At 65.4% G+C, this 12315-nt stretch carries 11 protein-coding genes; 5 read left to right on the plus strand and 6 right to left on the minus strand.

Annotated elements, in window-relative coordinates; translation table 11 throughout:
- Positions 1 to 96: 96 nt before the first annotated feature.
- Positions 97 to 1392, plus strand: a complete 1296-nt coding sequence (locus VF643_RS02340; protein ID WP_331041798.1) for a hypothetical protein — start codon at positions 97 to 99, stop codon at positions 1390 to 1392.
- A gap of 134 nt (positions 1393 to 1526) precedes the next feature.
- On the opposite strand, the gene VF643_RS02345 is transcribed toward VF643_RS02340, so the two are convergent.
- Together VF643_RS02345 and pdhA are read right to left on the minus strand one after the other, a co-directional pair.
- Positions 1527 to 2933, minus strand: a complete 1407-nt coding sequence (locus VF643_RS02345) for a pyruvate dehydrogenase complex E1 component subunit beta (protein ID WP_331041757.1) — start codon at positions 2931 to 2933, stop codon at positions 1527 to 1529.
- Complete coding sequence (gene pdhA / locus VF643_RS02350; protein ID WP_331041758.1) at positions 2933 to 3979, minus strand: pyruvate dehydrogenase (acetyl-transferring) E1 component subunit alpha; 1047 nt, start codon at positions 3977 to 3979, stop codon at positions 2933 to 2935. The genes VF643_RS02345 and pdhA overlap by 1 nt, the downstream gene beginning before the upstream one ends.
- A gap of 130 nt (positions 3980 to 4109) precedes the next feature.
- On the opposite strand from pdhA, the gene VF643_RS02355 reads away from it, so the two are divergent.
- From VF643_RS02355 to VF643_RS02365, 3 genes are all read left to right on the plus strand, one after another.
- A complete protein-coding gene (locus VF643_RS02355) occupies positions 4110 to 5381 on the plus strand; it encodes an MFS transporter (RefSeq protein WP_331041759.1) in 1272 nt (423 codons plus the stop codon).
- On the plus strand, positions 5378 to 6298 hold the full coding sequence (cysK, locus tag VF643_RS02360; RefSeq protein ID WP_331041760.1) for a cysteine synthase A: 921 nt from the start codon (positions 5378 to 5380) through the stop codon (positions 6296 to 6298). The genes VF643_RS02355 and cysK overlap by 4 nt, the downstream gene beginning before the upstream one ends.
- A gap of 140 nt (positions 6299 to 6438) precedes the next feature.
- Positions 6439 to 7746, plus strand: a complete 1308-nt coding sequence (locus VF643_RS02365; protein WP_331041761.1) for a cell wall hydrolase — start codon at positions 6439 to 6441, stop codon at positions 7744 to 7746.
- A 1-nt stretch (position 7747) separates the two neighbouring features.
- On the opposite strand, the gene VF643_RS02370 is transcribed toward VF643_RS02365, so the two are convergent.
- The 4 genes from VF643_RS02370 to hisI form a co-directional block, all read right to left on the minus strand.
- Complete coding sequence (locus VF643_RS02370; RefSeq protein WP_331041762.1) at positions 7748 to 9550, minus strand: acyl-CoA dehydrogenase C-terminal domain-containing protein; 1803 nt, start codon at positions 9548 to 9550, stop codon at positions 7748 to 7750.
- A gap of 3 nt (positions 9551 to 9553) precedes the next feature.
- The gene (locus tag VF643_RS02375) at positions 9554 to 9976 is read right to left on the minus strand and encodes a MerR family DNA-binding transcriptional regulator (protein ID WP_331041763.1); all 423 of its coding nucleotides are present in this window, start codon (positions 9974 to 9976) and stop codon (positions 9554 to 9556) included.
- A 142-nt stretch (positions 9977 to 10118) separates the two neighbouring features.
- Positions 10119 to 10592, minus strand: coding sequence for a hypothetical protein (locus tag VF643_RS02380; RefSeq protein ID WP_331041764.1), 474 nt, complete (start codon positions 10590 to 10592; stop codon positions 10119 to 10121).
- 8 nt (positions 10593 to 10600) lie between these two features.
- The gene (gene hisI / locus VF643_RS02385; RefSeq protein ID WP_331041765.1) at positions 10601 to 10960 is read right to left on the minus strand and encodes a phosphoribosyl-AMP cyclohydrolase; all 360 of its coding nucleotides are present in this window, start codon (positions 10958 to 10960) and stop codon (positions 10601 to 10603) included.
- 74 nt (positions 10961 to 11034) lie between these two features.
- Between hisI and VF643_RS02390 the strand changes: the two genes are divergently transcribed.
- Positions 11035 to 12201: an aspartyl/asparaginyl beta-hydroxylase domain-containing protein gene (locus VF643_RS02390; RefSeq protein ID WP_331041766.1), complete on the plus strand. Its 1167-nt coding sequence runs from the start codon at positions 11035 to 11037 to the stop codon at positions 12199 to 12201.
- Positions 12202 to 12315: the final 114 nt, after the last annotated feature.

Below are 12315 nucleotides of genomic sequence, written 5' to 3' on the forward strand. Positions count from 1 at the left end.
GTGCGGCCGATCCATTCCGCCACGAAAGGCGCAATACGCATGCGTGTCACGAACCTGTATCGGCGCCTCGCCGCCGATCGCGGCGGCAACGTGTTGATGATCGTCGGCTTCGCGCTGGTGCCGCTGACCTTCTCGACCGGCATGGTGATCGACTATTCGCGGGCCGCGCGGTTGCAGGCCAAGGTGAACGCCATCACCGATGCGTCGGCTCTCATGGCAGTGACGCAGCCGATGATGCTCCGCACCAAGGACGAGGCGGCCGTCGCCGCGCTCAACATGTTCAAGGCCCAGGCCGAAAACCTGAACGGGCTGCGCTACACGCTCACCGGCCCTGCCGTGACCATCACGACGACCAACACCACCTATGATTACGGCGCGCTCAAGGTCGTCATCACGCAAACCGACGCTTCCGGGCTCGATCGCACTGCGGTCGTCAGCTACAAAGCGGAATCGGCCAACAAATTCGGCAACATCCTCGGGATGCGGACTCTTGCCATCTCCGGCACGTCCGCGACGACTGCCAAAATCGCCCCGAACATCGACTTCTATGTCATGCTCGACGTGTCGTCGTCGATGGCACTGCCCGTTACATCCGCCGGCATTGCGCAGATGAAGACGATGACGGGAGGGTGCGCCTTTGCCTGCCATCAGACCAATCCCGACAAGTCCGACGGCACCCCGCAATACGACAAATCCGGCCGGCGGATCGATTTCTATACTGCTGCGCACAACGCCGGCATCGTCCTGCGAGTTGATAGCGGTAAGACCGCAATCCAGGACATGATCGACAAGGCCCAATCGTCGATGGTTCGCAACGACGCCATTTACCGTATGTCGGTGTCCACATTCAGCCGCGCTTCGGATTTCGTCAATGTGGCGCCGTTGACCAGCGCGTTGATGACGGCGAAAACGCAAACCGGCACGGCCCAGGCCGTCGCGGTGACGAAGGGCAGCAGCTACTGGGACCGCCAGACCGAACACGCCGACTCGATGGTGAAGGTCGCAGCCTTGATTCCCGCGCTATCAGGCACCGGAACCAAAAGATCAAACGACAGCCCCCAATCAATGCTGTTCCTCGTTACCGACGGCATGCGCAACGAAGAACGATCGGGCCAGCAACTGGGTCAGATTCTGCTGGACCAATGTACCGCGATCAAGGCCCGCCCCAACACGCGTATCGCCGTCCTCTACACGACCTACGACCCCGCTTCGATCGCAGGCGACGATTGGTCGCAGCGGAACGTCGCGTGGCGGCTGCCCGACGTCGCCCGGGCGCTAAAGGCTTGCGCATCGCCCGACCTGTTCTTCGAGGTGAAGACCGACAGCAGCATATCGGCCGGCATGAGCGCGCTGTTCGACAAGGCCATCGCGACCGCACGCATTACGCAATGACCGCCGGGCGGCGGTTTCGATATCCGCCGCCCGATCTTAATACCCGGACGCTGCTCACCACGTACCGCTATCTGCGGTCGGGAGGTGAAGCGGCGTATCGCAACATATCCGGCCCTGTCCCAGGGCGGGGTGGATCAAGCTCGGTAGCAGACCCTCTTGACCGCGCTCACGACCTTGGCCGCGTCGATCAGCGCCAGCTTTTCCAGGTTCGCCGCATAAGGCAGCGGCACGTCCTCGTTCGCGACCCGCAGAACGGGCGCGTCGAGATCATCGAAACTGTGTTCCATCACTACCGACACGATTTCGGACGCGATCGAGCAGGTCGCCCAGCCTTCCTCGACAACGACCATCCGGTTGGTCTTCGCCAGACTTGCCAGCACCGTCGCCGTATCGAGCGGGCGCAGCGTGCGCAGGTCGATCACCTCGGCGTCGATCCCCTCGCCCGCCAGCGTCTCGGCGGCTTCCAGGCTGACGCCGACGCCGATCGAATAGGTGACGATCGTCACGTCCTTGCCCGTCCGCACGATCCGCGCCTTGCCGATCGGCAGCACCCAATCGTCGAGCTTGGGCACGTCGAAGCTGCGCCCGTACATCAGCTCGTTTTCCAGGAACACGACCGGGTCTTCGCTGCGGATCGCGGCCTTCAGCAGCCCCTTGGCATCGGCCGCGTCATAAGGCGCTATCACGATCAGGCCGGGGACACTGGCATACCAGGGCGCGTAATTCTGCGAATGCTGCGCGCCGACCCGGCTCGCCGCGCCGTTGGGGCCGCGGAAGACGATCGGGCAGCGCATCTGCCCGCCCGACATGTAATTGGTCTTGGCCGCCGAATTGATGATGTGGTCGATCGCCTGCATCGCGAAGTTGAAGGTCATGAATTCGATGATCGGCTTGAGACCCCCCATCGCCGCGCCGGTGCCGACGCCGGCAAAGCCATATTCGGTGATCGGCGTGTCGATCACCCGGCGCTCGCCGAATTCGTCGAGCAGCCCCTGGGTGACCTTATATGCGCCCTGATATTGCGCCACCTCCTCGCCCATCACGAAGATGCGGTCGTCGGCGCGCATCTCCTCGGCCATCGCGTCGCGCAACGCCTCGCGGACGGTCGTCTTGACCATCTCGGTGCCTTCGGGAACCTCGGGACCGGCCACCGCGGTGCGCTCGACCGCGGCCACGAGTTGCGTCGTGCCGGTCTCCTGCGTCCTGGGCGAATCGGCATGGACCTCGGTCTGCTGGTCGGACGGCGTCGGCGCCGCGCTCTCCGCGGCCGGGGCGGCAGCGGGTGCTTCGGACTGGTCGTCGTCGCTGGTCAGCGTCGCGATGACGGTGCCGACCTTTACATTGTCGGTGCCCTCGGCGATCAGGATCTTGCCGATGACGCCTTCATCGACCGCCTCGAATTCCATCGTCGCCTTGTCGGTCTCGATCTCGGCCATGATGTCGCCGGACTTGACGCTGTCGCCCTCGTGCACGAGCCATTTGGCGAGCGTGCCCTCTTCCATCGTCGGCGACAATGCCGGCATCTTGATTTCGATCGCCATCAGTAACGCTCCACCAGCACGTCGGTATAGAGTTCGCCCGCCTCGGGTTCGGGAGTCTGTTCGGCGAAGTCCGCGGCTTCGTTGACTTGTTTGCGGATCGCCTGTTCGGCCGCCTTGAACTCCTCAGGCGAGACGCCCTGCTCCTCCAGCAGCTTCTTGACGTGCTCGATCGGGTCGGACTTGTCGCGCACCGCCTGCACCTCGTCGCGGCTGCGGTATTTGGCCGGGTCGCTCATCGAATGCCCGCGGTAACGATAGGTCTTCATCTCCAGGATGACCGGTCCCTTGCCCGCACGCACCCATGCGAGCGCGGTCTCGGCGGCGCCGCGGCAGGCGAGGACGTCCATGCCGTCCACCTGGATACCGGGGATGCGGAAACTCTCGCCGCGGCGGTACAGCTGATCCTCGGCGCTCGCGCGGTTCACGCTGGTGCCCATCGCATATTGGTTGTTCTCGATCACGAAGATGATCGGCAGCTTCCACAGCTCGGCCATGTTGAAGCTCTCGTACACCTGGCCCTGGTTGGCCGCGCCATCGCCGAAATAGGCCAGGCAGACGCCGCCGTCGCCCTTGTACTTGTGCCCGAAGGCGAGTCCCGTGCCCAGCGACACCTGCGCGCCGACGATGCCGTGGCCGCCATAGAACTTATGCTCGGTCGAGAACATGTGCATCGACCCGCCCTTGCCCTTGGATATGCCCGCGGCGCGCCCCGTAAGCTCGGCCATGATGACCTTGGGGTCGATGCCATAGGCGAGCATGTGGCCGTGGTCGCGGTAGCCCGTAATGACCGAATCCGTATCGCCATTCAGCGCGGATTGCAGCCCGACCGCGACCGCTTCCTGGCCGATGTACAGGTGGCAGAAGCCGCCGATGAACCCCAGTCCATAAAGTTGCCCCGCTTTCTCCTCGAAACGGCGGATCAGCAGCATCTGCCGGTAGAATTCGAGCAGCTGCGCCTTGTCTGCCGCGAACGGTTGCGGCTCGGCGGGGCGTTCGCGATTGGACTTCGGGGGCTCGGCAGGCGCGGGCGCGGGGGCTTTGGCCACGTGTTGAATACCTCGTATCCGGGGAGGGACGAAGGCCGCCTATAGGCCGCTACCCCCACGGACTTCAATCACCCGCAAAGCCTTCCTTGGTTGCCCTCGCCCTGCGCCACCGCCTAAAGCCGCCGCAGATATGGCCATCCACCCCTTCCGCATCCCGAACTTCCGTGCCTACTGGCTCTCCCGGCTTACCGGCACCGTCGCCACCAGCGCGCAGGGGATCGTCATTGGCTGGCAGGTGTACGGCCTGGCGCGCGAGACGATGGACATTCGCGAGGCAGCATTCCTGCTCGGCATGATCGGCGCGGCGCAGTTCGTGCCGCTGTTCGTGCTCACCCCGATCGTCGGGCTGGTGGCGGACAGCGTCGACCGCCGCTGGATCGTCCGCGCCACCACCGCCCTGCTGATGCTGGTCGCCGCGACTTTGGGCGTGCTGACCTGGCTCGGGATGCTCGGCCTGCCCGCATTGTTCGGCGCGGCGGTGTTCGTCGGTATCGCCCGCGCCTTTTCCGGCCCGGCCTATTCCTCGCTCGCGCCCAATCTGGTGCCGCGCGAAAGCCTGCCGACCGCGATCGCGATCAGTTCGATCGCATGGCAGGTCGGCACGATCGCGGGGCCCAGCTTGGGCGGATTGCTCTACGCGATCCACCCGGACGCGGCCTATGCGACGATCACCGGGCTACTCGCGGTCGCACTCGCCGCCATCTTCTTCATCGGCCCGGTGCCGCAACCGCCGGCCCAGACCGATCGCCATCCGCTGACCCGCATCCTGGAAGGGTTCCACTACGTGCGCCGCAACCGTCTGGTCTTGGCGACAATCACGCTAGACCTGTTTGCCGTGCTGCTGGCGGGAGCCACTGCGCTGCTGCCGATCTATGCCCGCGACATCCTCCACGTCGGCGCGAGCGGGCTGGGTCTGCTCGCCGCGGGCATGGGCATCGGTGCCGCAACCACCGCGATCTGGTTCTCGTTTCGGCCGATGACCGAGAATGTCGGCGTCAAGATGCTGGTATCGGTAGTCGTCTTCGGCCTCGCGATCCTGGTGTTCGGCGTCTCGACCAGCTTCGCGCTGAGCATGGGCGCGCTGGTGATCGCCGGCAGCGCGGACATGGTGTCGGTCTATGTGCGCTCCTCGCTGATCCAGCTCCATACCCCTGACGAGATGCGCGGCCGCGTGAGCGCGGTGTCTCAGCTGACCATCTCGGCCTCCAACGAACTGGGCGAGGCGGAGAGCGGGCTGCTCGCTTCGCTGCTCGGCCCCGTCGGCGCCGTCGTCTTCGGCGGGGTCGGGGCGATCGCGGTGACGCTGCTCTGGGCCAGGCTGTTTCCCGAACTCAGGCTTGCAAAGACGTTCGATCCGCCCGAAATCCTCCCCGAACCACAACATGGAGCGACCAAGCCATGAAGGCCAACACGATCCTCGAGACGATCGGCCGGACGCCGCACATCCGCATGCAGCGGCTGTTCCCGAGTTCCGAGGTGTGGATCAAGTCCGAACGCTCCAACCCCGGTGGCTCGATCAAGGACCGCATCGCACTGGCGATGATCGAAGCCGCCGAGGCCGACGGACGGCTCCAGCCCGGCGGCACGATCATCGAGCCGACCAGCGGTAACACCGGCGTCGGGCTGGCGATGGTCGCCGCGGTCAAGGGCTACAAGCTCGTGCTCGTCATGCCCGAATCGATGTCGCTCGAACGCCGTCGGCTGATGCTGGCTTACGGCGCGACCTTCGACCTAACTCCGCGTGAGAAGGGGATGAAGGGGGCGATCGAGCGCGCGCTGCAACTCGTCGACGAGACCCCCAACAGCTGGATGCCGCAGCAGTTCGAGAATCCGGCGAACATAGACGTCCACGTCCGCACTACCGCGCAGGAAATCCTTGAAGATTTCGCCGCCGCCCCGATCGACGTGCTCATCACCGGCGTCGGCACCGGTGGTCACATCACCGGGGTTGCAGAGACCCTCAAGAAGAACTGGCCGTTGCTCAAGGTGTTCGCGGTCGAGCCGGCCGCCTCGCCTGTCATCGCCGGCGGTCAGCCGGGGCCGCACCCGATTCAGGGGATCGGCGCCGGCTTCATCCCGGCGAATCTGCACACTGCCGCGCTCGACGGCGTGATCGAGGTCGATGCCGCGGTCGCCAAGGACATGGCACGGCGCGCGGCGCGTGAGGAGGGCATGCTGGTCGGCATCTCCTCCGGCGCGACGCTGGCCGCGATCCTCCAGAAGCTGCCCGACCTGCCCGACGATGTCCGCGTCCTTGGCTTCAACTACGACACCGGCGAGCGCTATCTGTCGGTCCCCGACTTTCTGCCGGAGAGCTGAGGCGTGCCGCTTCACGCCACGCGTCACCCTGAATCCTGCGGCGAAGCTCAGGGGAGCCTCGGCCCGGGGCTCCGCTTCTTCTTCTCGACTTCGCTGGTAGAAGCGGAACCCCGGCTCAGGGCCGGGGTGACGGTGTAGCGTTGCACGATCGAGGCTATCTCAATGCAGCGCTCGTCGCGGTAGCGGCGCTCGCGGTCGCCGTGCCCACTTGGGTCGTCACCCACCCGCCGGCTATGCCCAGGCTGGCGACTAAGCTGGCCAAGCTCCCGCCCCGCCGCGTCGTGCCTCAGGCCGAACTCCCCCCGGTCGAGCCGGTAAAGTTCGTCGACCTGGCCCCTCAGGATGCGCGCGCGTTCAACGAGACCGTTCCCATCTCCCGCGGCCCTAACCCCGCGGCCCGCCCCTTCCGATTTGCCGGATCGACCGAAGACCGCGAACGCGCAACCGACTGCCTCGCCGCTGGCGTCCTCTACGAAGCGGGCGACGATGCGGTCGGCGAGCGCGCGGTTGCGCAGGTCGTGCTCAACCGGCTGCGCCATCCCGCCTTCCCCAAAACGGTGTGCGGCGTGGTGTTCGAAGGGTCCGAGCGCCGCACCGGCTGCCAATTCACGTTCACCTGCGACGGTGCGATGACCAAATGGAAGCCGTCCGAAGCCGGGTGGCGACGCGCTCGCGAGATTGCCGCTATGGCGCTGTCCGGCTCGGTGTACCGCCCGGTCGGCCATTCGACCCATTATCATACCGATTGGGTTGTTCCTTATTGGCAATCGAGCCTCGACAAGGTCGCGCGCGTTGGCACCCACCTGTTCTTTCGTTGGACCGGCTGGTGGGGCACGCCGGGGGCCTTCAACCGCCAGGTTTCCGGAAACGAGCCCGCCGTTGCGGCGCTCGGGGCGATCTCGCCTGCACATCGGTCCGCAACCGCGCTGGCCGGCACCGAAGCTACGGGCGTCCCGCCCGTCGGGACCGTGTCCGATGTGGTTCAGCCGCTGCCGACCGATTCCAACACCTTTGTTCTCCTTCTCGACACGCGTCAGCCGCCGGACAGCTATCGCGCGGTGGCGGTGGCGGCGTGTGGCGAACGCACGAACTGCAAGCTGCTCGGATGGACCAATGCGAAGGATGTGGCGACCAGCGCCTCGCCCACGCCCGAGCAGATGGATGCGATGGACTTCAGCTACCTGCGCGATCGCAGCTTCAACTTCGAGCGTGCGCTGTGGAATTGCGCCACGTTCAAGCGCAACAATCCGCGCGAATGCATGCGCCGGTCCGCCGCCCGTGCGGAATGGCCGGGCGGAGCGCCGACGCCCGCGCCGACGCCTAGACCGGCTGCGGTAGATGTCTTGCCCAGCGTTCGCCGGAGAGGCGGAAGCCCGGAACCTGCGCCCGATGCAAGGCCGACCGGCAGACCTACGTCGGCGATCAGACTTCCAACCCTGTCCCCGTGACTCAGGCCGCCATGAACATCTCGGGCGGCAAGGCCATGATCGCCTCCGCCCCGCCCTCGATCTTACGCCTGAGCGCACCAGCCTCGGGCATCACCCGCTCGGCAAAAAAGCGCGCGGTAACGAGCTTGGCATCCATGAACGCGGCATCGCCCTCGCCCGCCTCCTTCAGCCGCGCCGCCGCCGCGGCCATGCGCAGCCACATCAGCCCGACTGCGACGATCCCCATCAGGTGCATGTACGACACCGCACCCGCGCCGACGTTGTTCGGGTTTTTCATCCCGTTCGCCATGAACCACATCGTCGCTGCCTGAAGCTCGGACGTGGCCCGCTCCAGCCCGCTTGCGAACGGCGCGGTCGCCTCGACCTGCTTGGCTGCGGCGATCTCCTCGGCCACGATGCGGAAAAGCGCCTGCACCGCACGCCCGCCGTTGCTGGCCAACTTGCGCCCCACCAGGTCCATCGCCTGAACGCCGTTCGTGCCCTCATAGATCTGCGCGATCCGCGCATCGCGGACATATTGCTCCATCCCCCATTCGGCGATGTAGCCGTGCCCGCCGTAAACCTGCTGCGAGGTCGTTGCGATCTCATAGCCCTTGTCGGTGCCGACCCCCTTGATGACGGGGGTGAGCAGACCGATCAGGTCGGCCGCCATCTGGCGGTCCTCATCGCTGACCGCCCGATGTTCAAGGTCCACCTGGAGTGCTCCCCAGAGACAAAGCGCCCGCAACCCCTCGGTCCACGCCTTGCCTTCCATCAGCATGCGACGAACATCTGGATGCACGAACAACGTGTCCGCCTTTTCGCCCGGCTCGGCAGGGCCGGTCAGCGCGCGTCCCTGCCGCCGGTCGTGCGCATATTGCACCGCATTCTGATACGCGACTTCGGCGAGCCCGAGCCCCTGCAGACCAACGCCAAGACGCGCGGCGTTCATCATGATGAACATCGCCGCCAGCCCCTTCATCTCCTCGCCGACCAGCCATCCCTTCGCCCCGTCGTAGTTCATTACACAGGTCGAATTGCCGTGGATGCCCATCTTGTGCTCGATCGACCCGCAGCTGACTGCATTGCGTGTGCCTAGCGACCCGTCGTCCTCGACCATCACCTTGGGCACCACGAAGAGCGAGATGCCCTTCGAGCTTTCCGGCGCGCCAGGCGTTTTCGCCAGAACCAGATGGATGATGTTGTCGGTCAGGTCGTGCTCGCCCGCCGAGATGAAGATCTTGGTGCCGGTGATGCTGTAGCTGCCGTCACCCTGCGGCTCGGCGCGCGTGCGGATCAGCCCCAAATCGGTCCCGCATTGCGGCTCCGTCAGGTTCATCGTGCCGCCCCATTCGCCCGATACCATCCGGGGCAGATACTTGGCCTGCTGCTCGGGGCTGCCCTTGACGACCAAAGCGGCGATCGCGCCGTGCGCCAGGCCGGGGTACATCGCAAAGGCCATGTTGGATGAGATCATATATTCCTGAAACGCGGTCGACACGACATGCGGCATGCCCTGACCGCCGAAGGCCTCAGGCGCGCTCAACGTGCCCCAACCCGAGTCAACGAACTTGGTATAGGCATCCTTGAACCCGGCGGGGGTCGTTACCGATCCGTCTGCATGGCGGGTACAGCCCTCCTGGTCGCCCGACAGGTTCAACGGAAACAAAACCTCCGCCACGAAGCGCCCGCCCTCCTCCAGCACCGCATCGACGGTGTCGGGAGTCGCCGCGGCAAAGCCGGGGACGTTGGCATAGCGATCGAGCCCGACGACATGTTCGAGAACGAAGCGCGTATCGCGCACGGGCGAGGTGTATTGCGGCATGTCTTATCCTTGTTCGGAGGTCTGGCCGTGATCGAGCACGGCGACGAATTCGGTCAGTTCGGTAATAGCGGCGTCGATGTCTGCCTTCTGCCGCTGGAGCAGGTTCACACGCTCTCGGCAGCGTTCCAGCGCCACCTGTCGCTGGACCTCGCGACCTTCGCCGACGTCGTAAAGGTCGATCATTTCGCGGATTTCGGCGAGGGAAAAGCCGACGCGCTTGCCCCGCAGGATCCACGCGATCCGCGCCCGGTCGCGATGCGAGTAGATGCGCTGGGTGCCACGACGGACCGGCGCGATCAGCCCCTCGTCCTCGTAGAAGCGCAGCGCGCGCGCCGTGATCCCGAACTCGATCGACAGGTCCGAAATCGCGAAATCATCGCGATCGGGGCGCGGTGGGACGACGGCGTAGGTTGACCCACTCGGCATTTCCAAGCGGCTATCTCACGTTTACGTCAACGTCAAGCCGATCGCATTCAGCATGACCGCATCGTCCCGATTAGGAGCAGCCACCAGGCGAAGTGCGGCGAGCATTTGCATTTTCAATCGTCGGTGAAGATGGCCACCTCGATCAGGATCCACACAGCGCTCGCCCCCCCGGCCCCCGCAGCGTTGCCGCTTCCGAGGACGACGCACCCTGCCGCTCCACAGCCAGCGCCGCCAGCGAAGCCCGACCGCGGCATAGCCGCTCGCACGCGATGGGCAATTCGGCCGGAAAGATCAGCCGCTCGCCATCGAACCGCGCCTCGAACCGGCAATCCTCGAGTTGCACCCGCAGCTTATCGCCTGATCGCTGCACAATGCCCGATGCCGCACATGCCTGCCCGTCGCCATAATCGACCACCACCCCGATTCGCGTGGTGCCGTCTGCGCGTGGTACGATGCACACCCGGTCGGAATCGCGTGCCCAGGCGCCGACCAGCGAACCACCAGGATCGGCGATCAGCCCCGCCGCGGACGCCGCGGCCTCCAGTCCGGCTCCGGCATCGTTCGACGCCGAGGACCGCTGCTGCGGCCCGCAGGCCGAAAGGACGAGAGCGAGCACCAACACCCTCATGCAAGAAACGTCAGCGATCCGTCCGCCTCGATCCGCCTGTAAAAGCAACTCTTTCGACCGGTATGACATGCTGGCCCGGTCGGATCGACGATCATCAGGATGGCATCCTGGTCGCAATCCACCCGCATCTCGACGACCCGTAGAATGTTGCCCGAGGTCTCTCCCTTGCGCCACAAGCGCGCCCGGCTGCGCGAGAAGAACGTCGCTTCTCCGCTTGCCTGCGTCGCCGCTAAGGCTTCGGAGTTCATATGGGCCACCATCAGCAGCGCGTTCTCGCGCGTTGTCACCACCGCGGTTACTAGCCCGGCGGAGTCGAACTTGGGATCGAAGCGACGGCCTTCTTCACGATCGGTCATAGTTCGCTTTACGAGACCCAACACATAAACGAAACGTCCTACGGGGAGCATCGCTCCGCCTGCCGGAGGTGACCATGCAGCCCGATCACGATCATTCCACCCGAACAGGACTCGATTGCCTTCGTCGGGGCGACGGCATTGCCGCGCGCGAGCATCTCTCCCGCGCGACCAGGGCCGCGCCGCTCGGCCTGCGCCCGTGGCTCGCACTTGCTCAGGCATGCCGCAAGATCGGCGATACCGCCGCGGAGACGAAGGCGCTCGAAGAGATGCTTGCGGAAGAACCCCGCAACCTCCTGGCGCTTCTCGCGATGGGTGAACGCAAGCGAGATGATCGAGACGACAGAGCCGCCGCGTCCTTTCTGACCGCGGCGCTTCGGCAAGCGGGGGCCACCCAGACTCCGCCGCAACTTACCCCGCTGCTCCAGCGCGCCCAAGCGTTTGTCACTGAAAACAACGTGCGGTACGAGCGGCACCTTCTGGCCGCGCTCGATCTATCCGAGGCTGAGGACGAGACACCTAGCCGGTTCCGCCGTTCCGTCGATCTGATGCTCGGGCGCCGCGAACTGCACCTTCAGCAGCCGTCGATGTTCTACTTTCCAGGTCTGCCACAGCGTCAATTCTACGATCGCCAAGAATTTTCGTGGGCCGCCGACCTCGAGGCTATGACTCCCATGATTCGCGCCGAATTGGCGGGGCTGACGGACGCAGACGGCTTCTCGCCGTATATCACGGGCGACCCGAACCGTCCCCGTCCCGTCGCCAACCCGCTGCTGGACGACCCGAGCTGGAGCGCGTTCCACATCTGGCAGTCGGGCGTACTGACAGCGCAGGCGGCGCGCACGCCCAGCACGGTTCGGGCGCTTGCAAACCTGCCCATCCCGCGCGTCCAGGGGCGCTCTCCATCCGCCATGTTCTCGCGTCTGCGTCCGGGCACCCACATCCGACCGCACCACGGCATGCTCAACACCCGCCTGATCTGTCACCTGCCGCTCGTCGTGCCTGAAGGCTGCGCGATGCGGGTCGGCGACGAAACCAGGCCGTGGCGCGAAGGGGAACTGACGATCTTCGACGACAGCATCGAGCATGAGGCCTGGAATCGCGGCGACGGCACGCGAACCGTTCTGCTTTTCGAGATCTGGCGACCGGAGGTCACCCTCGATGAACGGATCGCGCTTACTCGTCTGTTCGAGGCGATCGACGCGTATGGCGGCTTCCCACCCCCGTCCGGGTCCGATCATTAGCCGCTCCCCTACCGGTATTTGCTATCGCCGCCCCCAGGAAGATGGATCTTGGCGGCCGGTTGGAGGACGACCTAAGGCGTCGTTCCGCCTTGGGGGCGACAGATGGCAAGTTCC

This window comes from Sphingomonas sp. (assembly GCF_036387595.1).
Classification (GTDB): domain Bacteria; phylum Pseudomonadota; class Alphaproteobacteria; order Sphingomonadales; family Sphingomonadaceae; genus Sphingomonas.